Annotated in this window: 25 protein-coding genes; 13 read left to right on the forward strand and 12 right to left on the reverse strand. The window is 65.3% G+C overall.

Annotated elements, in window-relative coordinates; translation table 11 throughout:
* Window positions 1–58: 58 nt before the first annotated feature.
* Window positions 59–2038 (reverse strand): lytic transglycosylase domain-containing protein, encoded by a 1980-nt coding sequence (locus O987_RS24410; protein ID WP_003050943.1) that lies wholly within the window; start codon window positions 2036–2038, stop codon window positions 59–61.
* 15 nt (window positions 2039–2053) lie between these two features.
* Here O987_RS24410 and O987_RS24415 point away from each other — a divergent pair, with 15 nt between their 5' ends.
* Window positions 2054–2626, forward strand: coding sequence for a 5-formyltetrahydrofolate cyclo-ligase (locus tag O987_RS24415; protein WP_019044041.1), 573 nt, complete (start codon window positions 2054–2056; stop codon window positions 2624–2626).
* Window positions 2627–2645: 19 nt separating this feature from the next.
* Window positions 2646–2906 (forward strand): hypothetical protein, encoded by a 261-nt coding sequence (locus O987_RS24420; RefSeq protein ID WP_003050940.1) that lies wholly within the window; start codon window positions 2646–2648, stop codon window positions 2904–2906.
* A gap of 117 nt (window positions 2907–3023) precedes the next feature.
* Here O987_RS24420 and queC read toward each other — a convergent pair whose 3' ends face one another.
* The gene (gene queC / locus O987_RS24425) at window positions 3024–3785 is read right to left on the reverse strand and encodes a 7-cyano-7-deazaguanine synthase QueC (RefSeq protein WP_019044042.1); all 762 of its coding nucleotides are present in this window, start codon (window positions 3783–3785) and stop codon (window positions 3024–3026) included.
* A 116-nt stretch (window positions 3786–3901) separates the two neighbouring features.
* Between queC and O987_RS24430 the strand changes: the two genes are divergently transcribed.
* From O987_RS24430 to adhP, 3 genes are all read left to right on the forward strand, one after another.
* On the forward strand, window positions 3902–4582 hold the full coding sequence (locus O987_RS24430) for a glutathione S-transferase family protein (RefSeq protein WP_003050937.1): 681 nt from the start codon (window positions 3902–3904) through the stop codon (window positions 4580–4582).
* A 59-nt stretch (window positions 4583–4641) separates the two neighbouring features.
* Window positions 4642–5904, forward strand: coding sequence for a multifunctional CCA addition/repair protein (locus O987_RS24435; RefSeq protein ID WP_043375328.1), 1263 nt, complete (start codon window positions 4642–4644; stop codon window positions 5902–5904).
* A 496-nt stretch (window positions 5905–6400) separates the two neighbouring features.
* On the forward strand, window positions 6401–7435 hold the full coding sequence (adhP, locus tag O987_RS24440) for an alcohol dehydrogenase AdhP (protein ID WP_003050933.1): 1035 nt from the start codon (window positions 6401–6403) through the stop codon (window positions 7433–7435).
* Window positions 7436–7480: 45 nt separating this feature from the next.
* Here adhP and trxC read toward each other — a convergent pair whose 3' ends face one another.
* Window positions 7481–7915 carry a thioredoxin TrxC gene (gene trxC / locus O987_RS24445; RefSeq protein WP_043375331.1) on the reverse strand — a complete coding sequence of 145 codons (435 nt, stop codon included), beginning with the start codon at window positions 7913–7915 and terminating at the stop codon, window positions 7481–7483.
* A 199-nt stretch (window positions 7916–8114) separates the two neighbouring features.
* Entirely contained in the window at window positions 8115–8315 is a 201-nt protein-coding gene (locus O987_RS24450) for a DUF2905 domain-containing protein (RefSeq protein WP_012839950.1), read from the reverse strand.
* Between the two features lie 208 nt (window positions 8316–8523).
* Here O987_RS24450 and O987_RS24455 point away from each other — a divergent pair, with 208 nt between their 5' ends.
* The gene (locus tag O987_RS24455; protein WP_003050927.1) at window positions 8524–9510 is read left to right on the forward strand and encodes a Bug family tripartite tricarboxylate transporter substrate binding protein; all 987 of its coding nucleotides are present in this window, start codon (window positions 8524–8526) and stop codon (window positions 9508–9510) included.
* Between the two features lie 20 nt (window positions 9511–9530).
* Here O987_RS24455 and O987_RS24460 read toward each other — a convergent pair whose 3' ends face one another.
* Window positions 9531–10658, reverse strand: coding sequence for a class I SAM-dependent methyltransferase (locus O987_RS24460; protein ID WP_019043557.1), 1128 nt, complete (start codon window positions 10656–10658; stop codon window positions 9531–9533).
* 9 nt (window positions 10659–10667) lie between these two features.
* Between O987_RS24460 and O987_RS24465 the strand changes: the two genes are divergently transcribed.
* The 7 genes from O987_RS24465 to O987_RS24495 all read left to right on the forward strand — a co-directional run bounded on the left by O987_RS24465 (window position 10668) and on the right by O987_RS24495 (window position 16261).
* Window positions 10668–11453: an SDR family oxidoreductase gene (locus O987_RS24465; RefSeq protein ID WP_029158641.1), complete on the forward strand. Its 786-nt coding sequence runs from the start codon at window positions 10668–10670 to the stop codon at window positions 11451–11453.
* A gap of 25 nt (window positions 11454–11478) precedes the next feature.
* Entirely contained in the window at window positions 11479–11850 is a 372-nt protein-coding gene (locus O987_RS24470) for a dihydroneopterin aldolase (RefSeq protein ID WP_003050921.1), read from the forward strand.
* Complete coding sequence (gene ttcA, locus O987_RS24475) at window positions 11844–12839, forward strand: tRNA 2-thiocytidine(32) synthetase TtcA (RefSeq protein ID WP_043375334.1); 996 nt, start codon at window positions 11844–11846, stop codon at window positions 12837–12839. The genes O987_RS24470 and ttcA overlap by 7 nt, the downstream gene beginning before the upstream one ends.
* A gap of 83 nt (window positions 12840–12922) precedes the next feature.
* Window positions 12923–13654: a DUF4136 domain-containing protein gene (locus O987_RS24480; protein ID WP_003050915.1), complete on the forward strand. Its 732-nt coding sequence runs from the start codon at window positions 12923–12925 to the stop codon at window positions 13652–13654.
* 102 nt (window positions 13655–13756) lie between these two features.
* Complete coding sequence (locus tag O987_RS24485; protein ID WP_003050913.1) at window positions 13757–14239, forward strand: DUF2501 domain-containing protein; 483 nt, start codon at window positions 13757–13759, stop codon at window positions 14237–14239.
* Window positions 14240–14451: 212 nt separating this feature from the next.
* Complete coding sequence (locus O987_RS24490; protein WP_003050911.1) at window positions 14452–15093, forward strand: histidine phosphatase family protein; 642 nt, start codon at window positions 14452–14454, stop codon at window positions 15091–15093.
* A complete protein-coding gene (locus O987_RS24495; protein ID WP_043375337.1) occupies window positions 15077–16261 on the forward strand; it encodes a DSD1 family PLP-dependent enzyme in 1185 nt (394 codons plus the stop codon). Before O987_RS24490 ends, O987_RS24495 begins: the two co-directional genes overlap by 17 nt.
* A 139-nt stretch (window positions 16262–16400) precedes the next feature.
* Here O987_RS24495 and O987_RS24500 read toward each other — a convergent pair whose 3' ends face one another.
* From O987_RS24500 to O987_RS24530, 7 genes are all read right to left on the reverse strand, one after another.
* The gene (locus tag O987_RS24500; RefSeq protein ID WP_019043556.1) at window positions 16401–17768 is read right to left on the reverse strand and encodes an LLM class flavin-dependent oxidoreductase; all 1368 of its coding nucleotides are present in this window, start codon (window positions 17766–17768) and stop codon (window positions 16401–16403) included.
* A 25-nt stretch (window positions 17769–17793) separates the two neighbouring features.
* The gene (locus O987_RS24505; RefSeq protein WP_043376963.1) at window positions 17794–18654 is read right to left on the reverse strand and encodes an ABC transporter ATP-binding protein; all 861 of its coding nucleotides are present in this window, start codon (window positions 18652–18654) and stop codon (window positions 17794–17796) included.
* Window positions 18655–18691: 37 nt separating this feature from the next.
* Window positions 18692–19468, reverse strand: coding sequence for an ABC transporter permease (locus tag O987_RS24510; protein WP_043375339.1), 777 nt, complete (start codon window positions 19466–19468; stop codon window positions 18692–18694).
* A complete protein-coding gene (locus O987_RS24515; protein ID WP_043375341.1) occupies window positions 19465–20313 on the reverse strand; it encodes an ABC transporter permease in 849 nt (282 codons plus the stop codon). Before O987_RS24515 ends, O987_RS24510 begins: the two co-directional genes overlap by 4 nt.
* A complete protein-coding gene (locus tag O987_RS24520; protein ID WP_003050897.1) occupies window positions 20313–21431 on the reverse strand; it encodes an ABC transporter substrate-binding protein in 1119 nt (372 codons plus the stop codon). Before O987_RS24520 ends, O987_RS24515 begins: the two co-directional genes overlap by 1 nt.
* 102 nt (window positions 21432–21533) lie before the next feature.
* Window positions 21534–23042: an amidohydrolase family protein gene (locus O987_RS24525; RefSeq protein WP_043375343.1), complete on the reverse strand. Its 1509-nt coding sequence runs from the start codon at window positions 23040–23042 to the stop codon at window positions 21534–21536.
* Between the two features lie 138 nt (window positions 23043–23180).
* The gene (locus tag O987_RS24530) at window positions 23181–23936 is read right to left on the reverse strand and encodes a phosphoribosyltransferase (RefSeq protein WP_043375345.1); all 756 of its coding nucleotides are present in this window, start codon (window positions 23934–23936) and stop codon (window positions 23181–23183) included.
* Window positions 23937–23942: the final 6 nt, after the last annotated feature.

The raw sequence follows: 23942 nt of genomic DNA on the forward strand, positions 1-23942 counted from the left end.
TTCGGGCAGAGCGCTGCAGGCGGTGGATCGGCGAGCCGTCCGTTCGCACTGCCGATGCTTACGGCAGATCCTTCATGGTTTCGGGATCATTGGCCGGGCGCGGGCCTATGGTGCCCAGACGGCTTTTGAGCGACTGCGGCTGGCCGGTGATCAGCGCCGCATAGCTGGTGGTGTTGGAGAGCACCTTCTTCACATAGTCGCGGGTCTCGCTGAAGGGCACGTTTTCTGCCCAGATAGCAGCGTCCAGCGTAGGCCCGTTGCGCCAGTTGCGCGGGCGGCCCGGACCGGCGTTGTAGCCTGCGGCCGCCAGCGCCATCGAGCCCTCGAAGTCGTCAAGCGCCAGCTTGAGGTAGGAGGTGCCGATGGTGATATTGGTGTCGCGGTCGTTGATCATGTCGGGCGTGAAGCCCGTCATGCCGATCTTCCTGGCCGTCCAGCGCGCCGTGGCCGGCATCACCTGCATCAGCCCCGAGGCGCCTACGCCCGAGCGCGCATCCATGATGAAACGGCTCTCCTGGCGGATCAGGCCGTAGACATAGGCCGGGTCCAGCCCGATATTGCGCGACTTGGCCAGCACCGTGTCGTGATAGGGCATGGGAAAGCGCTGCTTCCAGTCGGCAAAGGTCTTGGTGCGCTCGCTGGTGTTGATGCAGCGATCCCAGACCTGGCGCTCGCAGGCCAGATCGGCGGCCGCATACAGCTCGCGGTCTTCCATGCCGCCGGGCTGGTGCAGATTGGTGGAGTAGTTCCACTCGCGCACGCCCTCGCTGCGCAGTCCCATGCCGATGGCATACAGGCCGCGATTGAGACCGGGGTTGCTGCGCACAGCCGCCTTTTCCTGCGCCGTCAACGGTGCCGGTGCAGGCGGCACCGTGATGCGCTGGCCGATCTCCTCCAGCGCCAGCTGCTCGTAGAAGCTGCCGTTGCCGGCCGTGTCTTCGAGCAACTGCCGTGCTTCGGCCTTTTCCTCGGCATTGGGGCGACCTGCAAGCATGGCCCTGGCCTTCCAGTAGGCCCAGGTCGGGTCGGTGCGCTCCGGGCCCATGGCGTCGATGGCGCGGCGAACGGCCTTCCAGTCGCCGGCGCGCAGCGCGGCACGGGCCTTCCAGCCCAGCAGGTCATCGCTCAGGTCTTCGTTGCGGCGCACCTTGCCGAAATAGCCGTTGGCATCGGGCGAGAGCTTGAAGGCGGCCTGCTTGCCGACCACGGCCCAGGCCCAGTTGCGCTCCTCTCCATTGAGCTGGGCGCCCCAGCCGCCGTCGATCTGGGTGGCGGCCGCATCGGGGTCGCTGGCCGCCATGCGGATCAGCGCCAGCAGGGCCAGCTCCTTGCGCTCGCGGCCGCGCGCCTTGCTCTGGCCTGACAGGTATTTGGCGGGCGAGGCAAACACCTGCGCCACCTGGTCGGCCGCTTCGGGGGCGACGATGGCCACCGCATCACGGGCCGCCTTCTGGCGATTGGCTTCGGTGGCCACACGGGCACGGCGCCAGACATCGGCGTCGGTGATCAGCTTGCTCGCATACAGCTGGCCGGCGGCCGTGGTGCAGCCGTCATCGGCATCTTTTTGCGCCATCCATAGATCGCGTACCTGCTGGCCCACATTGGGTGCCCCCCGGCCTTGCAGGGCGTCGGCCAGCAGGGCGTAGCAGGTGACGGACTTGTCGTCGCGCATGCGGAACCTGGGATAGACCTGGCTGAAGGTGCTCCAGTCGCGCTGCTTGCCCAGCAGCAGCAGCCAGTCGTTGCGCAAGCGGTCTTCCTGGTAGGTGCCGGCGTAACGGTTCAGAAAGCCCTGGATTTCATCGGGCGATGCGGTCTCCAGACGGTTCTTGAGTTCCCAGTAAGCGGCCCAAGGTTCGAGGGGGTGACCGGCAGCCTGGGGCAGGAGCTGGGTCAGCGCCGCCTGATTGCGGCTGCGGAATGCTTTTTGCATGTCCAGCAACACGGCGTCGCCCGGGTTCTGTGCCTGCGCAAAAGGAGCAGCTACAGTCAACAGGGAAGCCGCACAAAGCGGTGTCAAAATCTTCAGCCAGTGCATGGAGGAAATTATCCGATGGACAAAGCAGCGTTACGCCGCAAGTTGATTGAACTGCGCCTCAACCTTCCAGATCGCCTGCAACGCGCCGATGCGCTGCAGCAGGTGATGCGCTTTTGGCTGATGGAACGGCCCGATACCGTGATTGGCGCCTACTGGCCCATCAAGGGTGAATTCGATCCGCTGCCAGCCCTGCATCGCTGGAAGGAAGATGGCGAGCTACAGGGTACTCCACAACGGCGCAGAATCGGGCTGCCGGTGATCGACAAACAGCGCAAGACGCTGAGTTTTCACGCCTGGTACCCCGGTTGCCCCATGGAGGAGGACGCCTATGGCATTCCCAAGCCCAAGGATACCGAACTGCTGGTGCCCACGCTGCTGTTTGTCCCCTGCGTAGGTTATGCGGCCGGCGGCTACCGTCTCGGCTATGGCGGCGGTTTCTATGACCGCACGCTGGCCGAGCTGAGCCCGCGCCCCTTCACCGTGGGCCTGGGCTACACCAATGGCTATGTCGATGACTTCCAGCCCGAGACGCATGATCTGCCGCTGGACGCCATCCTCAACGACAACGGTGTGGTCTGGCCCGTCTGAACCCCTATTTCGCTTTGCCATGAGTCGTCCCCGCAAGAACATTCCCCAGCGCAGCTATCGCCCGCGCCCCCCGCTGACCGTGATGCGGTCGCCGCTGACCGAGCTCGAGCTGCAGCGGCTGCAAACCCATATGCGTCGCCATGGCCCGCTCAGCCTGACAGCGCGCCAGCACGATGCCATCTGGGACTTTCTGTTCGAGCGCCCGGAAAGCCAGGCCTGGCTCAGCCAGATGACGGCGCAGATTCAGGCCGGCCAGATCGCCACGCGCCCCAGCGCCTGAGTCGGGTCCATAGCGTAGACGCTCATCATTGAGGAGCATCTACCGCATTTAATAAAAGGACTTCAGAGTCTTTTAGACCTGAAGTCCTTTTATATCAAGCGCAAGAAGCTATCAGTTTCAAGCCGACTGGCTGGCGCGCCAGTTGTGCCAGCCCGATGCACGCAGCTCGCAGGCCGGGCAGCTGCCGCAGCCATAGCCCCAGTCGTGCAGCACATCGCGCGTGCCCTGGTAGCAGGTGTGGGTCTCGGTGCGAATCAGCTCCACCAGATCGCTGCCGCCCAGATCATGGGCCAGCTGCCAGGTCTGGGCCTTGTCCAGCCACATCAGCGGCGTATCGATGCGCAGCCGGCGCTCCAGGCCCAGGTTCAGCGCCAGCTGCTGGGCCTTCATGGTGTCGTCGCGGCAATCGGGATATCCGGAGTAATCGGTCTCGCAGACACCGGTGACGATCACCGTCAGCCCGCGGCGATAGGCCAGCGCGCCGGCCAGCGTCAGGAACAGCAGATTGCGGCCCGGCACAAAGGTGTTGGGCAGGCCATCGGCCTGCATGGCAAAAGCCACGTCCTCGGTCAGGGAGGAGCCGCCGATCTGCTTGAGCACGTCGAGCGACAGCACATGGTCCTCGCCCAGACGCGGCGCCCACTGGGGAAAGCGCTGAGCCAGCTGCTCGCGCACGCCGGCGCGCACCTGCATCTCCACGCTGTGGCGCTGGCCGTAGTCAAAGCCCAGCGTTTCCACGCGCTCGAACATGGCCAGGGCCTGGGCCAGGCAGGTGGTCGAGTCCTGACCGCCCGAGAACAGCACCAGCGCGCCCTTGTGGTGACCAGCCCCTGCCACAGGCGCGGCCAGGTTTGCAGAAGAAGTGGAAGTATTTGCCATAGTGGTGCAATTACATCATCTGCCGCGCCGCCCAGACATGACTGTGGAATCAAAACGCACAGACCGCCGGGCCCAAGCTTGATAAGCTCGGCGGCAGATACACACGGGAGTCCGCCATGAAGCTCTATATCGGCAACAAGAATTACTCGTCCTGGTCCATGCGGCCCTGGGTGCTGATGCGCCAAAGCGGCATCAGCTTCGAAGAGCTCACACTGCGCTTTGACAGCTTTGCGCCCGACTCCAGCTTCAAGCTGCAGGCGCTGGCACTCGCCCCCACCGGCAAGGTGCCACTGCTGGTCGACGAGGGGCTGATCATCTGGGACAGCCTGGCCATCTGCGAATACTTGGCCGAGCGCTTTCCCGACAAGCATCTGTGGCCGCAGACCGTGGCCCAGCGTGCCCGTGCGCGCAGCTTGGTGGCACAGATGCACAGCGGCTTCGGTGCGCTGCGCAGCTTCTGCCCCATGAATATCGAAGCCCAGCTGCAGGAGACTGGCGCCCGGCTCTGGGCCGAGCATGCCGACCTGCGCAGCGACGTCCAGCAGCTCGAAGAACTCTGGACCCCGCTGCTGAGCGCCGCCAGCGGCCCCATGCTGTTTGACCAGTTCAGCATTGCCGATGCCTTTTTTGCGCCGGTCTGCATGCGCATCAACAGCTACGGCCTGCCGACCTCGGCCCCGGTACGCGCCTATGTGCAGCGCGTCACCCAGCTGCCCGCCACCCAGGAATGGATTCAGGCGGCCCTGGCCGAGCAGGATTTTCTGCAGTTCGAAGAGCCCTATCGCCAGCAGCGCTGAGGCAGCAATCCCGCAATCGCGGTATCTGCAGGCCGACGCGCAGCCACTACCATGGCAGCATGAGTGAATTCAAGGTTTTCAAGGTAGGTGGCGCGGTGCGCGATGCATTGCTGGGCCTGCCCGTCAACGACACGGACTGGGTGGTGGTCGGAGCCACACCGGAGCAGATGAGCGCGCGCGGCTTCGTGCCCGTGGGGCGCGACTTTCCGGTGTTCCTGCACCCTCAGACCCATGAGGAATACGCGCTGGCGCGCACCGAGCGCAAGAACGGCATGGGCTATCGCGGCTTTGTGGTGCACACCGCCGCCGATGTGACACTGGAAGAAGACCTGGCGCGGCGCGATCTCACCATCAACTCCATCGCCGCTCCTGCGGACTGGAGAGGCAAGGACGAGCTTCAGGACCTGGTGGACCCCTATCACGGCCAGCAGGATCTGAAGGACCGCGTGCTGCGCCATGTGACCGATGCCTTTCGCGAAGACCCGGTGCGCATTCTGCGTCTGGCGCGCTTTGCGGCGCGCTTCACCGACTTCCGCGTCGCGCCCGAAACCATGGAGCTCATGCGCGAGATGGTGGCGGCCGGCGAGGTCGATGCCCTGGTTCCCGAGCGCGTTTGGCAGGAAATCAGCCGCGGCCTGATGGAGGAGCGGCCCTCGCGCATGTTCGACATCCTGCGCGAATGCGGAGCGCTGGTCCGGCTGCTGCCCGAACTCGACAGACTCTGGGGCGTGCCTCAGCGCGCCGAATACCACCCAGAGATCGATTGCGGCGTGCATGCCATGATGGTGCTGGACATGTCGGCGCGCCTGCAGGCTCCGCTGTCCGTGCGCTTTGCCTGCCTGTGCCATGACTTCGGCAAAGGCACCACGCCGGCCGATGTCCTGCCCCGCCATATCGGCCATGAACAGCGCAGCGCCCGTCTGCTGCTGCAGGTCTGCGAGCGCTGGCGCGTGCCCAACGACTGCAAGGAGCTGGCCGAGGTCGTGGCACGCGAACATGGCAACCTCCACCGCAGCAACGAACTCAACGCCGCCGCCCTGCTGCGCCTGCTGGAGCGCTGCGATGCCATCCGCAAGCCCCAGCGCTTCGAGGAAGCCCTGCAGGCCTGCGAATGCGATGCACGCGGCCGGCTGGGTTTTGAAGAGACGGCCTACCCGCAGCACCAGCGCCTGGGCAATGCCCTGAAGGCGGCACTTGCCGTGGAAACCGCTCCCGTTGCCCAGGCGGCAGCGCAGCGCGGCCTCAAGGGCAAGGCCATCGGCGATGCCGTAAGCAAGGCGCGCGAGCAGGCGATTGCCGCCTATCTGGAAGGCGGCGCCTAGCCGTCAGCGCACCGAGGCCCGAGAGGCAAGGATGGGCGCAGCTTGAGTTAAGTCAAAGAAGGTATGCTGCAGCCATTGCACAGTACGAGACGGCGGTGGCGATGCGCTCCGCCAAGGCCATGCAGCGGGTCACGAAACCCGCTGTAACAGCCATGCCTTAACGGCGTGGTTTTAGAACATGCTTACGATCTCCTCGGGCCGCGACAGAGGCTTTGCGGGATGGGATGCGAGGGGGCGCCCCCCGCGCGCGATACCGCAGACCGCCCCTGACCGGGCGTGCGCAAAGCCCCTGTCCCGTAGGGTTGGAGCGAAATCGGGCGATTTGCGGCGCGCTGACTCCTGCTTGCACCCCGGTGCAAGCGGCGAGCCATCGCTTCGAACTCATCCCGCTTGCGCTCCAACGCGGCTACGTAGAAATCGTAAACACGTTCTTAAACGGGCAAGTGTCCGGCCCACAGGCCACGGCCTTGCCCTCTTGCTTCAAGGAGGTGCTCTGATGTCCTTACCCCAGACCATGAAAGCCGCCGTGGTGCGTTCCTTCGGGAAACCGCTCACGATCGAAGAGATGCCGGTGCCACGACCGACAGACGATCAGATCCTGGTCAAGATCGCTGCTTCCGGCGTCTGCCACACCGATCTGCATGCGGCCGAAGGCGACTGGCCTGTCAAGCCTCATCCACCCTTCATTCCCGGCCACGAGGGCGTGGGCTATGTGGCGGCAGTGGGCAAGAACGTCAGACATGTCAAGGAAGGCGATCGCGTGGGCGTGCCCTGGCTGCACAGCGCCTGCGGCTTCTGCCGCCACTGCATAGGCGGCTGGGAGACCCTGTGCGAATCTCAGACCAATACCGGCTATTCGGTCAACGGCGGCTTTGCCGATTACGCACTGGCCGATCCCAACTATGTGGGTCATCTGCCGTCCAATGTGAGCTTTATCGATATCGCTCCCGTGCTATGCGCCGGGGTCACGGTGTACAAGGGCCTGAAAGTCACCGACGCCAAGCCCGGCGACTGGGTGGTGATTTCCGGCATCGGCGGCCTGGGCCATATGGCCGTGCAATATGCCAAGGCCATGGGCTTCAATGTCGCTGCCGTCGACATCGATGACGGCAAGCTCGCGCTGGCGCGTCAGCTGGGCGCCACCGTCACTGTCAACGCAAAGACCACCGACCCGGCGGCCTATCTGCAAAGAGAGATTGAAGGTGCCCATGGCGTGCTGGTCACCGCCGTGTCGCCCAAGGCTTTCGAGCAGGCGCTGGGCATGGTGCGCCGCGGCGGCACGATTTCGCTCAACGGCCTGCCACCGGGCGACTTTCCGCTGCCGATTTTCTCCATGGTGCTCAAGGGCATCACGGTACGCGGCTCCATCGTCGGCACGCGCCTGGACCTGCAGGAGTCGCTGGACTTTGCTGCCCAGGGCAAGGTCAAGGCCACCGTGTCCACCGACAAGCTGGAAAACATCAACGACATCTTTGCCCGCATGCACGAGGGCAAGATCGAAGGCCGCGTGGTGCTGGACATCGCCGCCTGAGAGGCTGGCCGGCCCCGAGCCGGGGCCGGGTGAGAGGGCCGCCGCTCAGATCACCGAGCGCACCCAGCGCACGATTTCCGAGGCCGGCAGGGCCCCGGAGATGCGGGCCAGTTCCCGGCCTTCCTTGAAGATCACCATGGTCGGAATGCTGCGGATGCCCAAGGGCGCCGCGGCCTGTGGATAGGCTTCGGTATCGAGCTTGGCCAGCTGTGCCTGCCCCGCCAGTTGCTGGGCCGCCTGGGCAAAGGCCGGCGCCATCATGCGGCAGGGGCCGCACCAGGGCGCCCAGAAATCCACGACCACGGGCAGCTGGCTGCGGCCGGTGTGCCGGGAAAAGCTGTCGTTGTCCAGGGCCACGGGCTCGCCCGTCACCAGCGGCTGGTGGCAGCTGCCGCAATCGGGCTGATTGCCCAGCTGGTCGCTGGCGATGCGATTGGTGGTGTGGCAATGAGGGCAGACGTAGTGCAGGGATTCGGACACGGAGCAACCTTTCTGGGATTGACGCAAACAGGAACGCGACAAGGAGCGGCCTCCCGAGGCAGTCGCCCGGCCTGAACCCGCTTTGCGCAAGTCGTACTTTCTTTGGCAATGCCTGGCTTGCACCGGCAGGCGCAGGTCGGGCTCAGGCCTGTATGTGCAGCCAAAGCCTGCAGATTCAAGCCGGAACCTGTCTACGTTCTCAGAGCTTCACAAAGCGGGCAATCAGCGCCGCCACCACGCTGAGCAGCACGGTGCTGGCCACCGGCAGGAAGAACTCCTTGCCGAACAGCCGAAAGCGGAAGTCGCCGGGCAGACGCCCCAGCCCTATGCGCTGCAGCCAGCCGTGCAACCCGTTGACGAGCAACAGGGCCAGAAAAATGACGATCAACCAGCGAATCATGAGGCCGCAAGTATAGAGGCGCGCCGTCCTGGAGACCTGAGCGTCCATGCTGGCAGGCAGCCATTCCGTTTATGCATGACATGCTTCCCAAAGATTGATTGACCTCAATTCCCCCCTCTGCCCATGATGTCCAGGCCCTGCGCCATGCAGGGACCGGGCCCATGCGTCTGCCGTCACGGCCCGCCAACTACAAACAAAGAGACATACCGTGCCCCAGACCTTTTCACGCAAACAGTTTCTTCTGACCGCAGCGCTGCTGGGCGCCAGCCTGGCCCTGCCGGCCGCGGCCGACAGCTTCCCCAATCGCCCGCTCAAGCTGGTCGTGCCTTTCTCGCCCGGTGGCAACACCGATGTCGTGGCGCGCCTGGTCGGCCAGGGTCTGGCCGAGGCCCTGGGCCAGCCGGTCGTGGTGGAGAACGTCCCCGGCGCCAACGGAGCCATCGGTGCCAGCCGCGTCGCGGCCGCCGCCAATGACGGCTACACCCTGCTGTTCGGCACGGCAGGCACGCAGGCCATCAATCCCAGCCTGTACCGCAATCTCAGCGAGAAAAACCTGGACGACTTCGAGTACATCGCGCTGGTGACCTCGATTCCCAACGTGCTGGTGGTCAACGAGTCCAGAACACCGGTCAAATCGGTGGCCGAGCTGGTGAGCCATGCGCGCGAGCGCCGCACCGGCATGAGCTATGGCTCGCCGGGCATGGGCTCCACCGTGCATCTGTCGGGCGAGCTGCTCAAGAGTGCCGCCAGGCTGGACCTGATCCACGCCCCCTACAAGGGAAGCGCTCCGGCCCTGACCGATCTGATCGGCGGGCAGATCGATTTCATCTTCGAGAACATCACACCGGCGCTGCCCTTCATCCAGAGCGGAAAGCTCAAGGCGCTGGCCGTGACCTCGGCCGAGCGCCTGCCCATGCTGCCCCAGGTTCCGACCATGAAGGAAAGCGGCTTCCCGTCCTTTGTCACCGCCACCTGGAACGGCGTGCTGGCACCCAAGGGAACACCGCGCGCCGCGGTCCAGCGCCTGGAGGCAGCCACGCTCAAGGTGGCCAGCAGCCCCGAGTTCAAGGCCCGCGTCGCGGCCCTGGGCGGCGAGCCCCGCCTGCTCGGCTCGACCGCCTTCCGCGACTTCACACGCACCGAGTACAAGCACTGGGCCAGCATCATCCAGGCCGCCAAGCTCGAAAAGCAGTAGGCGCGCCAGGCACGCAGACGCTATAGCCGATGCGTGCGGTCGCCCTGCACAAAGCCCAGCGGCGTCCAGGGCTCCACGCCCTTGGACAGGGCAACGACCTTGAACAGCTCGCCCATCTCATGCTCCATGACCAGCTTGGAGGCCATGGAGCGGGCCTTGATGCCGGCCGCATCCAGCCGGGGCGCAAGCCCGCAGTTGATGAGAAAGTGCGCCTGATTGGTATAGCCCAGCACGTCGAAGCCCGCATCCTGGGCCGCCACGGCCGTGCCTGTGAAATTGACGTGGGCCGTGATGTCCTTGAGGCCGACCAGCACCAGCGGATCGTTGTCCACCTGATGCTGGTAGTGGCAGACCAGGGTCCCCATATGGCGCTGCTCGTGGTAGTACTCGCTCTCGCCAAAGCCGTAATCGATGAAGAAGGCGGCTCCCCGGGTCAGACGCTCGCCCAGGGTGTGGATAAACGCCTCGCCCTGGCGGTGGATTTCGGTCAGAAAATCATGCGGCCCGCCGATATCCACAGGCGGACGCAATTCGGTGGCCCGGTCCTCCCAGGCAAAGGCCGCTTCATCGCCGCCTGCGCCGAGCACCACGCCGCGCTCATGCCATTGGCCTGCGGTGCGCTGCAACAGCTGCACCGGCATGGCATCCAGCACCTCGTTGCCGATGATCACGCCTTCCATGGCCTCGGGCAGCGCGTCCACCCAGCGCACCAGATGTTCGTACCGCGTCAGCGCCAGCTTCTGGCGCGCACGCAGCGTGCCCGAGAGATCGACGATGGTGTAGCGCTCTGGCAACGCACCCTGAGCCGCCAGCTCGTCAAGGATCTGCAGCGCCAGCGCGCCCGTGCCAGCGCCGAACTCCCAGATCTCGCGGGTATTCGTTTTTTGTAGCGCTTCCCGTAACTGGGACGCCACTAGCTGGCCAAAAATAGGCGAGATTTCAGGCGCCGTCACAAAGTCGCTGCCCGACTCCGGCATGGTGCCGAACTTGGCCGTTTCATTGGCGTAATAGCCCAGTCCCGGCGCATAGAGCGCCAGCTCCATGAAACGGTCGAAAGGCAACCAGCCGCCCACGGCGGCAATCTCCTTGGCAATGCGGGATTGCAAGGCGCTCGTTAAACTTGAGGGTTCTGTCGTCACAACCCGCATTTTCCACGAATGTCCTCACCCGCCCGACCACGCACAGTATTGGTGACCGGTTCTGCCCGTCGCCTTGGACGTGACATGGCCCTGGCCCTGGCCCGCGCGGGCTGGCAAGTGGCTGTGCACTACCGCGACTCCCGCGATCAAGCTATGCAAACCGTAGCTTCTTGCGCAGAGCTGTCTGGCGATAGCGCCGCGTTTGATGCTGACTTCTTTGACGAGGAATCGGTACGCTCGCTGGTGCCGCGTGTGGTGGAGCGCTTTGGCCGCATCGACGCCGTGGTCAATAACGCCTCGCTGTTCGAACATGACGATGCCCAGAGCTTCAGCTATGTGGCGCTGGAAGCGCATCTGCGCAGCAACACGGGCGCGCCCATCCTGCTGTCCCAGGCTCTGCACGCGCATGTGCAGGAGCGCGTGGCGGCGGGTGAAGCCTCGGCCCAGGGCGCCGTGGTCAATGTGCTGGACCAGAAGCTCTGGAACCAGAACCCCGATTTCCTGAGCTACACCCTCTCCAAGGCGGCTCTGGAAGCCGCCAACACCATGCTGGCACTGGCTCTGGCCCCAAGCGTGCGCGTGGTGGGCGTGGCGCCGGGCCTGACGCTGACCAGCCATATGCTGAGCCAGGAAAAGTTCGAGGCCCTGCACGCCATGAGCCCGCTGGGACGCTCCTCCTCGTCCGAGGACATTGCCGCCGCCGTGTGCTTTGCACTGGAAAACCGTTCCATGACGGGCACCACCATGCTGGTCGATGGCGGCCAACATTTACAGCGCTTCGAGCGCGATTTTTCGATGATGTGAGCCCGCCGAGGCCGCACCCTTTTCCATGACTTCCACTTCCGGACAACAGATTCTCACGCTCACCGGCCTGCGCTTTGACGCCAGCCTCGGGATTCTTGCGCATGAGAAACAAGAGCCCCAGCCGATCCAGGTCGATGCCGAACTCAATCTCGGCCCCCAGCCCCTGGCTCCGCGCGATGACGACATCCTCCATGTGCTGGACTACCGCAAGGTGCGCCAGATCATCATCGACGAATGCACCTCCGAGCATGTGAACCTGCTCGAGAGCCTGATCGGCAAGCTGGCCCAGCGCCTGCTGCAGCTGCCCGGCGTGCGCGGCGTGCGTGTGAAAATTGCGAAGCTGGAAATTTTTGACGACTGCGAAGTAGCCATTCGCATCGAAACCGGACAATGGTGAACCCCATGAATGCAGTAAACGACAACCCCTGGATTGCCGAAGAGGCAGAAGCCGCCGATGCTGCGGCCGCAGAGAACGCCAACGGCGAAGAAGCCGCCAAGCCCGGCAAGATCAAGATCGAGCGCGAACAGATCAAGCTCGAAAAGCGCCTGTGCCGCGAAGTGGGCAAGGCCATCCTCGACTACAACATGATCGAGGAAGGCGACAAGATCATGGTCTGCATGTCCGGCGGCAAGGACAGCTACACCCTGCTCGACATTCTGCGCAAGCTGCAAAAGCGTGCGCCCGTGAAGTTCGACATCGTGGCCGTGAACCTGGATCAGAAGCAGCCCGGCTTCCCCGAGCATGTGCTGCCCGAGTACTTCCAGAGCATCGGTGTGGACTACCACATCGAGAACCAGGACACCTACAGCGTCGTCAAGCGCGTCGTGCCCGAAGGCAAGACCACCTGCGGCCTGTGCTCGCGCCTGCGCCGCGCCATCCTGTACAAGGTGGCCGACCAGCTGGGCTGCACCAAGGTGGCCCTGGGCCATCACCGCGACGACATCGTGCAGACCATGATGCTCAACATGTTCTACGGCGGCCGCATGAAGGGCATGCCGCCCAAGCTGGTCAGCGACGACGGCAAGCATGTGGTGATCCGTCCCCTGTGCTATGTACCCGAGAAGGACACGACGCGCTGGGCCCAGTACCAGAACTTCCCCATCATTCCCTGCAACCTCTGCGGCAGCCAGGACGGCCTGCAGCGCGTGGCCGTGGGCAATATGCTGCGCGAGTGGGACAAGAAGTTCCCCGGCCGCATCGAGAGCATGTTCCGCGCCATGGGCAACATCGTCACCACGCACATGATGGACCCCCAGCTGCACGACTTCAGGAACGCCAAGGCCACGGGCATTGCCGATCCCAACGGCGACATGGCCTTTGACCATGAAGAGCTGCCAACCATGGCCGCCCTGCCCGGCGGGGTACAAGTGGTACAACTGTCCTGAGCGGACTTTTGAACTAAAACCGGACCCCGCAGTCCAATCAAAGGCCCATCCCATGGGCCTTTGTCGTTTTCAGAGAAATCATCATGAACCTGCGCAAAACCTCCTTACGCTGGATCGGCCTTGTGGCCCTGACTGCGACGGCTCTGCTGGCCGGCTGCAGCACGGTGCGCGAGGTCAACAGCACGGTGCAGAGCTTTTCCGCACTGAACACCATCCCTGTGCCCGCCACCTACCGGCTGGAGACCCTGCCCTCGCAGCAAGGCCAGGTGAACTTCGCGGCCGTGGAAGCCCAGGCCCAGCATGCGCTGGCCCGCGTCGGCCTGACGCGCGATGACTCGCGCGCCAGCCTGGTGGTGCAGATCAGCGCCATGGCCCGCTATGCGCGCGACTGGGCCAGCTGGCCCTATTACGACCCCTACTGGGGTCCGCGCTGGGGCTGGGGCATGAGCTACGGGCGTGGCTTCGGCTGGGGCTTTGGCGGCGGCATGATGTTCAACGAGCCGCCGCTGGAGTATTACCGCGCCGTGAGCATCGTCATGCGCGACATCAAGACCCAGCAGATCGTCTACGAAACCTCGGCCCAGCGCCAGGATGTATGGACCGACGACCCGGCCATCTTCGGCATTTTGTTTGATGCTGCGCTGACGGGCTTCCCCAAGCCGCCGCAAGGCCAGCGCAATGTGCGCACCGTCATCCAGCCGCCGGGAGCCCAGCCTGCCAGCGGCACGCCGTCAGCTCCTGCACAGCCCGCCGCATCGGCTGCACCAGCCGCCCCGGCCACCGCGGCACCGGCCACCGCGGCGCCGGTACGTTGATTTGCAATCTTCAACAGTTTCCGGGCCTGGCGCATGCTAACGTCCAGCTCGGCTTGAACCGGGGCCTCCTGCCCGGGCCTTCGCCATGAAAAGGATGAAGTCATGAAGAAATTTGCTCTCTCCACCCTGCTTTGCGCCACAGTGGCCGCGGGCTCCTTCAGCGCCCATGCCAGCGGTCTCGGCGACGCCTTGCGCGGCCAGCTGGGCGGCGGCGCGGCCGAGAGCAGCTCCAGCACCTCGGGCCTGGGCGGCATGCTCGGCGGCTCCGGAGGCTCTTCGGCACTGTCGGCCCTGGGCCTGGGCAACCTGAGCTCCGGCACGGCCAGCAATGCCGCCGGTGTCCTCACCTACTGCATGAAGAACAACTACCTGAACGCCGACAAGGCCGCCCAGGTCAAGAATCAGCTGCTGGGCAAGCTGGGCCTGGGCCAGAAGGAAGAGCCCAAGGATCAGGGCTACCAAAACGGTCTGATGGGCATGGTCACGGGCGCCGACGGCAAGAGCTTCAGCCTGGACAAGGTCAAGAGCAACCTCAAGGAAAAGGCCTGCGACTTTGTGCTGGACAATGCCAAGTCACTGATCTGACACCGCAAGACATGGCAGCCGGCGCTTGAAGCGCAAGCGCTGCAATGGCCAAAAGGCCTGCAACCGTGGTTGCAGGCCTTTTTTCTTGCTGGCTGCGCCCTGGTGAAGGCCGGGCGTCAAAAAGTCTGTAACAACAGACCGGGGGACAGGCAGACTTTGTTTGCAAGACAATGACTGCTCAATAAAACAACCTACGCTGAACGAGCCAAGACATGCACGCCACGCGCATCATTGCCATCCGGCACGGAGAGACAACCTGGAACGTCGATGGACGCATCCAGGGGCATCTGGATATTCCCTTGAACGACACCGGCCTGTGGCAGGCCGAGCAGGCGGCCCAGGCGCTGGCCGACGAGAGCATTGCTGCCATCTACAGCAGCGACCTGCAGCGTGCCCATGTCACGGCGCAGGCGATTGCCCGCACATCCGGGGCACCGCTGCATGCCACCACCGGTCTGCGCGAGCGCTGCTTCGGCGATTTCCAGGGCCGCACCTTCAAGGATGTGGAAGCCACCCAGCCCGAGGACGCACAGCTCTGGCGCACGCGCAACCCGGTCTATGCCCCGCCCGGCGGCGGCGACTCGCTGCAGGCCTTGCGCGAACGCATCTCCACCACGGTGGACGGGATTGCACGCCTGCACGAGGGCGAGCAGATCGTGCTGGTCGCCCATGGCGGCGTGATGGACGTGCTCTACCGCCTGGCCACGCGCCAGGACTTCCAGACGGCCCGCACCTGGGAGCTGAGCAACTGCGCCATCAATCGCCTGCTCTGGACGCCTGACGGCCTGTCTTTGGTAGGCTGGGCAGATACCGCACACCTTCAGCAAGGCAGCCGAGATGAAGCACATTCCTGAGCATCTGCAGACCCTGGTCGGCCAGGCCGTCAAACGCATAGACACGCCCGCCCTGGTCATAGACCTGGACGCCATGGACCGCAATATCGAGCGCATGGCCCGCTTTGCCCAGCAGCATGGTGTGCTCTGGCGCCCGCATGCCAAGCTGCACAAGAGCGCGCACATCGCCCATCTGCTCGAGCATGCCGGCGCCTGTGGCCACTGCGTGCAGAAAGTCAGCGAGGCCGAGGCGCTGGCCCAGGGCGGCATCACGAATATCTTCATCAGCAACGAAGTCATTGCCCAGACCAAGCTGGCACGCGTGGCGGCCCTGGCCAAGGCACTGAATGCCCAGGGCGGCCGGCTGGCCCTGGCCGTCGATTGCGAGGAAGGCGTCACGCGGCTGGCGCGGGCCCTGCAGGATGCGCAGGCCGGCGATGCTGCCATGGATGTGCTGGTGGAAATCAACGTCGGCCAGAACCGCTGCGGCGCAGAGCCCGGCGAAGCCGCCGTGGTCCTGGCACAGGCGATTGCGGCCCAGCCCGTGCTGCGCTTTGCGGGCCTGCAGGCTTATCACGGCGGCGCCCAGCATCTGCGCGGCGCCGAGGAGCGCAAGACCGCCATCGAGCAGGTGCTCAAGCTCGTCAACCGCACGCGCCACGAGTTCGACCGCGCCGGCCTGGCGATACCGCTGATCACGGGCGCCGGCACGGGCACCATGGTCAACGAGGCCGCCAGCGGCATCTATGGCGAAATCCAGCCCGGCTCCTTCCTCTTCATGGACGCCGACTACGCGGCCAACCAGCGCGACGCGGCCCAGCCCCTGTTCGAGCATGCGCTCTACGTCAAGACCCAGGTCATGTCGCTCAGCAGCGATCACGCCGTCTGCGATGCCGGCCACAAGGCCCATGCCATAGACTCCGGCCTGCCCCGGCTGCATGCGCTGGCGCCCGAAAACGCACTGCGCTTTGCCAACGGCGGTGACGAGCACGGCGTGCTGCACCCCGATGCCCAGGCCGGCAACCATAGCGGCTGGCTGCCCGCCCTGGGCGAGGCGCTGTGGCTGATTCCCGGCCACTGCGACCCCACCGTGAATCTGCACGACCATCTGATCGGCGTGCGCGGCGGCCGGCTCAAGGGTGTGGTCGAGCGCATCTTCACGGTCGACGGGCGCGGTGCGCTGACTTGATAGAGGCTTCGGTCACTATCGAAAAAAGAGCTTTCATCGCTTTCCATGTATTGATTTCAAGGCATAAACAACCTGAAATTCATATATGGCAAGCGTAAGCAGCTCTCCTATTGATATAGCTTTGCAGAATGGCGCGGCATCAGGCCGCGATCTTGCGCGGCGCCTGCAGCCGGCGCAGGGCTTGCGGATGCTCCGGCCTTTGCAGGCCCAGGTGCTCGCGCAGGGTGCTGCCCTCGTACTCGGTGCGGAACAGACCGCGCCGGCGCAGCTCGGGCAGCACGAGTTCGATGAAATCGTCGAGCCCGCCCGGAAACCACGGCCCCATGATGTTGAAGCCATCGGCCGCTCCCTCCTCAAACCATTGCTGCAGCTGGTCGGCAATGGTTTGCGGCGTGCCCACAATCTGCTGGTGGCCGCGCGCGCCGGCGATCTTCAGATAGAGCTGGCGAATGCTCAGGCCGTCGCGCCGCGCCAGATCGACGAGCAGGCGCTGGCGGCTCTGCGGCCCCTCGGTAGGCGGCAGTTCCGGCAAAGGGCCATCCAGCGGATAGGCCGAGAGATCCAGCTCCCCGGCAATGCCCGCCAGCAGCGACAGCCCGACCACGGGGTCGATCAGCGACTGCAGCTGTTCGAACTTGGCTTCGGCCTCGGCCTGGGTACGGCCCACCACGGGGAAGATGCCGGGCATGATCTTCACATCGTCGGGGTGGCGGCCGTAGTGCTGCACGCGCGACTTGATGCTGCGGTAAAAGCGCTGACCTTCCTCCAGCGTCTGATGCGCCACAAAGATGACTTCGGCCGTGCGCGCGGCCAGCTCGCGCCCCTCGTCCGAGGCACCGGCCTGCACCACCACCGGCCGCCCCTGGGGCGAGCGCGCCACATTGAGCGGGCCGCGCACCTGGAAATGCGCGCCCTGGTGGTGCAGCGCATGGAGCTTGCCGGGATCAAGGTAGATGCCGCTTTCCTTGTCGCGCACAAAGGCATCGTCCTCCCAGCTGTCCCACAGGCCCACGACCACGTCATGGAACTCGGCCGCACGGCGGTAGCGGTCGCCATGCGCATCCTGGGCGCTGCGGTTGAAGTTCAGGGCCTCGGCCGTGGTCGCCGAAGTCACCAGATTCCAGCCCGCGCGGCCGCCCGAGATCTGGTCGAGCGAAGCGAACTTGCGCGCCAGGTTGTAGGGCTCGTGGTAGCTCGTGGAGGCCGTGGCGATCAGGCCAATGCGCTGCGTCACGGCGGCCAGTGCCGACAACAGGGTCAGCGGCTCGAACTGGTCGCTGCGGGCAATGCGGGCCAGTGCCTGATCGTTGTCGGAGCGCACCGCCACGCCATCGGCCAGGAATACCGCATCGAACTTGGCGGCCTCCGCCTTTTGCGCCAGCGCCGCATAGTGGCCGAAGTTCACGCCCGCATCGGCCTGCGCGCCGGGATGGCGCCAGCCTGCGATGTGGTGGCCGGTCTGCATGAGGAAGGCACCGAGCCTGATCTGCTTTTTCTGTGTGGTCATGAGAGGCTTTCAATGAAGGGAAAAGTCACCAGGCAAAGCGCAGGCCGCCGTGCGGCAGCCAGTGCGCCGCGCGCGGCTCGGCCGGGGGCGGCACATCGCTGGGGCCACGCCGCTCGGGGCCCAGAAAGTCGGCCAGCAGGGCATCGCGGATGCGCAGGAAGGCCGGGTCGCTGCGGTTGCGCGGATGGGGCAGGTCCACGGGCGCGATGCGCCGGATGCGGCCCGGATGCGGCTGCATGACCACCACACGGTCGCCGAGGTAGACGGCTTCCTCCACATCGTGGGTCACCAGCAGCATGGTGATGCGCTCGTGCTGCCAGATGCGCTGCAGCTCTGCCTGCAGCCGCGTGCGCGTGAGCGCATCGAGCGCGCCGAAGGGCTCGTCGAGCAGCAGCACGCGCGGGCGGTTGACCAGGCCGCGTGCAATGGCCACGCGCTGGGCCATGCCGCCCGAGATCTGGCGCGGAAAGGACTGCTCGAAACCCTGCAGACCCACCAGCGCCACGTGCTCGGCGATCAGCTCGCGCTTTTCGGCCGGGCTGCGGTCGGCGTTGCGCAGACCCACGGCAATGTTCTGCTCCACCGTGAGCCAGGGAAACAGCCGGTGATCCTGGAAGACGATGCCCCGGTCCAGGCCGGGCGCCGTGATGCGTTCGTCGCCCAGTGCGATGTGGCCCTCGTAGTCCACATCGATGCCCAGCACCAGACGCAGCAGCGTGGACTTGCCGCAGCCGCTGGCGCCCACGATGCTGATGAACTCGCCCGCCCGCACCTGCAGGTCGATGTCCTGCAGCACCTGCAGGCTACCGCTGGCGGCCTGGGCATGGTCGAACTGTTTGGAGGCGACGTGGATATGCAGATCGTCTGCCGTGGTCGTCGTTGCCATAGAAGAGATGCTTTCCTGGAAAGAAGAGAGAAGACGCTCAGCGCCCGAGCCGCCGCGCCAGCGCGCGTTCGAGCGCGCGGGCACCGGCGTTCATGAGCCAGCCGACGAAACCGATGGCGACCATGCCGAACAGCACCAGATCCATGCGGAAATGCTCGCTGCCCTCGATGAGCAGATTGCCCACGCCGCGCCCGGCCACCAGCAGGTACTCGGCCCCTATCGTGGCCAGCCACGAATAGACCAGCGCCAGGTAGATGCCGGTGAAGATCGAGGGCGCCGCCGAAGGCAGCACCACATGCCAGGTGGTCTGCCAACGCGTGTAGCCATAGACGCGCGCCACCTCCAGCAGCGAGGCAGGCGTGCTGCGGATGCCGTCCACGGTGTTGACCACCACGGGCACCAGGGCCGCGAGCGAGAGAAAGACCACCTTGGCCACGTCGCCCAGCCCGAACCACACCGAGATCAGCGGAATCCAGGCAAACAGCGAGATCTGCTTGAAGGTATTGAAACTGGGCCCCACGAGACGGCCGAAGCGCGGCCACAGCCCCAGCAGCCCGCCCAGTACCAGCCCGCACGTGCTGCCGATGACAAAGCCGGTCAGCTCGCGCAGCAGACTGGCCCGCAGATTCAGCCAGAGCTGACCGCTGGTGACGAGATCCAGGCCCGTGGCCAGCACCTGCAGCGGCGACACCAGCAGCGCCGAGTTGACCCACTGGAAGTGCGACGCCAGCACCCACAGCAGCACAGCCGCCACTGGCAGCACGAGTCCGCGCCAGCGCGCGGGCACGGAAGACAGGATGTCCGGTGTGCTCACAGCAGTCCTCCCTCGACGACCGGGCGCACACCGTTGCGCGCCGCCAGCCGCGCCTCGGCCGCATCGAGCAGGCGGTCGATCAGATAGCCCAGAGCGCCCACGATGATCACGGCAGCCATGACCAGATCGAGCTGGAACAGCTGGCGCCCATAGACGATGAGGTAGCCCAGGCCTTCGCTCGATGCCACCAGTTCCACCACCACCAGCGACAACCAGGCCTTGGTGAAGCCCAGGCGCAGCCCCGTGAACAGCGTGGGCAGTGCCGTGGGCAGCACGATCTCCAGCACCTGCTGACGACGCGTGTAGCCATAGACGCAGCCCACCTCCAGCAAGCTCTGCGGCGCCTGCCGAAAACCCTGCAGCGTGGCCAGCGTGACGGGCACCAGGGCGGCCTTGGCGATGAGGATGTACTTGAGCGGCTCGCCTATGCCCACCAGCAGCAGCACAAAAGGCATCCAGCCCAAAACGGGAATCTGCACCAGCGCATTGAAACTGGGCAGCAGATAGGCTTCCACGGACCGCGACAGCCCCATGAGCGTGCCCAGCAGCAGGCCCAGCAGACTGCCCGCCACAAAGCCCACCAGCACGCGCTGCAGGCTGGCTGCGGCATGGGTCCAGAGCTCGCCATTCGTGGCCAGCTCGGCCAGGGTTTCCCAGACGAACTGGGGCGATGGCAGCACCTGGGGCGAGATCCAGCCGCGCGCCGCGCCCAGGGCCCAGAGCAGCAGCAGACCCAGGGGCAGGAAGAAAGGCTCGGCACTGCGCAGCAGGCTCCGCCAGACCGGCGGTCCGACAGGACGCTGGCGCGCCGCAGCGGCATCCATCAGGATATCGGCCATGGGCATCAGCGCAGTGCCACCGGGCTGGCATCGGGGTTCTGGCCCCGGACCTTGACCTGGCCCTTGGCGTCGAATACGGTCCAGCGCTTTTCCAGTCCCTGCTGCTTGAGTGCGGCCTGCAGATAGCGTGGCTCGAACCAGCCCTCCAGCGAGACCGGCCGGCGGATCAGCTTGAGCTTGGCCGCATCCTCGGCCACCGAGCGGTAGCGCGCCACGATGAAGTCATCGAGCAGCGGCGAGTTGCGCACGGCCAGAGCCTGCTTGTCGAACTCCGCTTCCCAGGAGGCCGCAGGCGTACCCGTTCTTGCCCAGAGCTGGAACAGCTCGCTGCGGTTCTTCTCGTCCGAAGCCCAGTTGGCTGCGCGCACGAACTGGTTCACCACCTTCTGCACCTGCTCGGGATGCTCCTTCTCGAACTCCTCGCGCACCAGCAGCGCCGCCTGGCGTGTCAGCGCCGGGTCCTTGCCCTGGGTGGAATACACCACCCTGGCCAGACCCTGGTCGCGGATCTTGAACCACTCGTAGCCACCGAACGAGGCATCCACACCGTTGGAGACCAGGGCCGCCTGGGCGCTTCCCGTGTCGAGGTTGATGGCCTTGAGATCACGCTCGGCCAGCCCCACGCTTTGCAGCGCGTTGATCGCCACCAGATGGCCGTTGGTACCACGGAAGATCGCCACCTTGCGGTCCTTCAGCTCCTCGATGCGCTGGATGCCCGACTGCGGCGGCACCACCACATAGAGATTGTTGCGTGCACCGCTGGTCACCAGCAGCCGCGTCCTGAGTCCGTTGGCGCGCCCCACGATGGAGGGCAGGTCGCCCTGATAGGCGAAGTCGATCTGCTTGTTCGACAGCGCCTCGTTCACGGCCGGTCCCGCGCCCTTGAAGAACAGCCATTCCACCTTGATGCCGGAGTCCTTGAAAGCCTCCTCCAGCCACTGGTTGGCGCGGACCACACCACCGGGCGAGCCGCCCCAGTTGATGGGCTCGCCGCCGCCCGCCGTGGCCACGCCTATGCGTATGGCCTGGGGCGGCGCCGCCTGGGCCAGGGAGCCGAACAACAAGCCCAGGGCCGCCAGAGCGGCACGACGGCCCCAGGGCCGGGAAATCAGGGAATGGATCATCTGCAGTCTTTCAAAGGCAAAGGCTTGCCCCGGCGCCGCGCTTGTGGCGCGCCGCCGTGCGGGGCCGGAACGGGAAAAATTCGGGAGAGAGATCGCGGCCGCTCAGCGCGCAGCCAGCTTGCTGGCGATGTCGGTGCCCGCGAAGAAGTCGGACCTGGCCTCGGTGTAGAAGCGGTAGGGGTTGTCGAACACCAGCGCGCGGAAGTCCTCGGCGCTGATGACGCCCTGCTCCACCAGATCCCAGCTCTCGGCCAGCGGCTCGGTCAGATCGGGAACGTCCCAGTGGCCGATATCCGAGGACCAGATGGCATTGATCCTGGCGCCCAGCGGATTCACCCGGGTGTTGAAGGCTGCGGCCACGGTGCGGTCGTCGGCCTCGGCACCGAAGAAAAAGGGTTTGACCCAGCGCTCGCGGATGTCCTCCACGCTCTCGATGCCGGCGGCCAGGAAATCGTCCAGCTCGTCGCCCTGCGGGTCGCGGCTGTGCGGCAGCGCGGAAATGCCCAGGCTGTCGCGCAGCAGCGTCTCCTTGTTCAGCGGCCTGCCCTTGGTGAGGTCGGCGCCGTATTGTTCGAACAGCGCGGCCAGCAACTCCACATCGGCATGCGCGGGGTTGTAGTTCTGCACGGCATGGCGGTTGCGCTTTTCAAAGCGATCCACCAGATGCGTGTACACATGCGATCCCCAGTCGGCCCCACCTTCGAGCAGGCCCACGCGCAACCTCGGAAAGCGGCGCGTCACGCCGCCGAAGAACAAGGCCTTGGCAAAGGCCTGCGAGCCATCGGCAAAGTGGCCGATGTGGTTGAACATGTAGTTGCTGATGGACTGGCGCCCGGTCCAGCCCTGGCTGCCGTAGTGCGTGGTGACGGGCACGCCCAACTCCACCACCTTGGCCCAGAACGGGTCGTAGTCGTAGGGGCTGTCCAGGCCGTAGAAGTCGGTGTAGCTCGCGTGACGCGCCACCTCGGGGTGGTCGGCCTTGGGGTATTTGGCCGCAATCGCCGCAATCGGCCTGCGCACCCCGCCCGCGATATTGATGACCTTGAGCCCCAGTGTCTTCACGGCGAACTCCAGCTCCTCGATGCCTTCCTGCGGGGTATTGAGCGCAATGCCCGCCACGGGCGTCAGCCGGTGCGCATGCTTGCGATACAGGTCGGCATGAAAGTGATTGATGGCGCGGTGCAGCGGCTGACGGAATTCGTCGCCCGCAGCAGCCGGTGCCAGCACATCGTTGGGAAACAGCACCGAATAGTCCGCCCCCTGCTCCTCAAGCCGCTCGGCGAGCAGATCGGGCAAGGTGTAGGTAGCCAGATCCAGCGTGTTGCGCGTCACCCGGGCCCACCAGGGCGAACGCAGCGTGCGGTGGTGCTGGCGCTCCTCGGGGCTCTGCTGGTACCAGTCCTTGCCCTGGGCAGAGCGCGTCGCGAAACGCCCGCCCAGCGCCTTGCGCAGCGCATCCACCAAGGCGCTGCCGCCGTAGTGCTGAACATAGTCCTCCAGTGCCGGCGTGTAGTCGTTGACATGCACATCGGTGTCGATCACGGGGTAGTCGAGCCGCGCTTTCACGGCCACCGAGCGCGAGGAGGTCTTGTTCGGAAGTCTGTTCGTCATGACGTTTTCCTTCGTGGATGCGTAAGCGCAGAGTACGCAAGCCCGAGGGAAAACAGAACGAATAAAAAATACGCTTCTTATGAACGATTTGACTTAGATATTTGCGTCATTTCGCCATGCGCGCAAGCAGCCCTCTTGCTATGGGCTTTCAGGCCACCAGCCGTCGGCCCGGCGCTCCATGCGCGGGCAGTCGTAGGCCGCGACCACGGGGATGGCGCTGCCATCGGCACGCACCAGCTTTTGCTGCCACTGCGTGCCCTGGCGCATGGCCACGGCAATGGCGGCCACTTCGGCGCCGCAACGCTCCAGCAGCTTGAGGCCGGACACCATGGTCGTGCCCGAACTCACGGCATCGTCCACCACCAGCACGCGCCTGCCGGCAATCAGGCCCAGCTGATTCGGGTCGATATAGAGCAGCTTGCCCTTGCCCGGCGTGGTGATGGAGCTGACGGGCTCGGAGAGCTCGTCGCGATACCAGTATTTGCGCGAATAACCCAGGGGCACGTAGCGGCTGTGCCCCAGGTGGCGCGCCACCAGCGGCGCGAAGGCCAGGCCCAGCGTGGGCAGGCCTATGACCACGTCGAAATCATGCGCCCCGGTGCCTTGCGCCATGTGCAGCGCCAGCTGCTCCACCACCTCCATCGAGGCCTGATTGGCAATCAGGGAGGCCACGCAGCGGTCCGGTGCCGAGCCATCGGCTGTCGGCATGCCGCGCAGCGGCAGCAGCAGATAGCGGCCGTCGGGCAATCGGGCCGGATAGCTCTTCGCATAGGGCGGCAGCGGCGACTGGTTCAGCTCGGCCTCGGTGACGATGGCTTGCCAGTAGTCGGTCGTGGCGTCGAAGCCGGGCAGGTTCTGGCCGCAAAGATCGACCACGGATGCAATTTCACTCATACAAAA

Origin of the sequence: Comamonas testosteroni TK102 (genome assembly GCF_000739375.1) — a bacterium.
In the GTDB taxonomy this organism is placed as follows: Bacteria; Pseudomonadota; Gammaproteobacteria; order Burkholderiales; family Burkholderiaceae_C; genus Comamonas; species Comamonas brasiliensis.

Bases quoted from the DNA above. Each gene is read 5' to 3' on its own strand.
- O987_RS24530 (WP_043375345.1), bottom strand. From the start codon at position 23,936: ATGAGTGAAATTGCATCCGTGGTCGATCTTTGCGGCCAGAACCTGCCC.
- O987_RS24450 (WP_012839950.1), bottom strand. From the start codon at position 8,315: ATGATTCGCTGGTTGATCGTCATTTTTCTGGCCCTGTTGCTCGTCAAC.
- adhP (WP_003050933.1), top strand. From the start codon at position 6,401: ATGTCCTTACCCCAGACCATGAAAGCCGCCGTGGTGCGTTCCTTCGGG.
- O987_RS24520 (WP_003050897.1), bottom strand. From the start codon at position 21,431: ATGATCCATTCCCTGATTTCCCGGCCCTGGGGCCGTCGTGCCGCTCTG.
- O987_RS24515 (WP_043375341.1), bottom strand. From the start codon at position 20,313: ATGCCCATGGCCGATATCCTGATGGATGCCGCTGCGGCGCGCCAGCGT.
- O987_RS24430 (WP_003050937.1), top strand. From the start codon at position 3,902: ATGAAGCTCTATATCGGCAACAAGAATTACTCGTCCTGGTCCATGCGG.
- queC (WP_019044042.1), bottom strand. From the start codon at position 3,785: ATGGCAAATACTTCCACTTCTTCTGCAAACCTGGCCGCGCCTGTGGCA.
- O987_RS24485 (WP_003050913.1), top strand. From the start codon at position 13,757: ATGAAGAAATTTGCTCTCTCCACCCTGCTTTGCGCCACAGTGGCCGCG.
- O987_RS24480 (WP_003050915.1), top strand. From the start codon at position 12,923: ATGAACCTGCGCAAAACCTCCTTACGCTGGATCGGCCTTGTGGCCCTG.
- O987_RS24420 (WP_003050940.1), top strand. From the start codon at position 2,646: ATGAGTCGTCCCCGCAAGAACATTCCCCAGCGCAGCTATCGCCCGCGC.
- O987_RS24460 (WP_019043557.1), bottom strand. From the start codon at position 10,658: ATGCGGGTTGTGACGACAGAACCCTCAAGTTTAACGAGCGCCTTGCAA.
- O987_RS24410 (WP_003050943.1), bottom strand. From the start codon at position 2,038: ATGCACTGGCTGAAGATTTTGACACCGCTTTGTGCGGCTTCCCTGTTG.
- O987_RS24470 (WP_003050921.1), top strand. From the start codon at position 11,479: ATGACTTCCACTTCCGGACAACAGATTCTCACGCTCACCGGCCTGCGC.
- O987_RS24435 (WP_043375328.1), top strand. From the start codon at position 4,642: ATGAGTGAATTCAAGGTTTTCAAGGTAGGTGGCGCGGTGCGCGATGCA.
- O987_RS24500 (WP_019043556.1), bottom strand. From the start codon at position 17,768: ATGACCACACAGAAAAAGCAGATCAGGCTCGGTGCCTTCCTCATGCAG.
- O987_RS24495 (WP_043375337.1), top strand. From the start codon at position 15,077: ATGAAGCACATTCCTGAGCATCTGCAGACCCTGGTCGGCCAGGCCGTC.
- ttcA (WP_043375334.1), top strand. From the start codon at position 11,844: ATGGTGAACCCCATGAATGCAGTAAACGACAACCCCTGGATTGCCGAA.
- O987_RS24490 (WP_003050911.1), top strand. From the start codon at position 14,452: ATGCACGCCACGCGCATCATTGCCATCCGGCACGGAGAGACAACCTGG.
- O987_RS24415 (WP_019044041.1), top strand. From the start codon at position 2,054: ATGGACAAAGCAGCGTTACGCCGCAAGTTGATTGAACTGCGCCTCAAC.
- O987_RS24505 (WP_043376963.1), bottom strand. From the start codon at position 18,654: ATGGCAACGACGACCACGGCAGACGATCTGCATATCCACGTCGCCTCC.
- O987_RS24465 (WP_029158641.1), top strand. From the start codon at position 10,668: ATGTCCTCACCCGCCCGACCACGCACAGTATTGGTGACCGGTTCTGCC.
- O987_RS24525 (WP_043375343.1), bottom strand. From the start codon at position 23,042: ATGACGAACAGACTTCCGAACAAGACCTCCTCGCGCTCGGTGGCCGTG.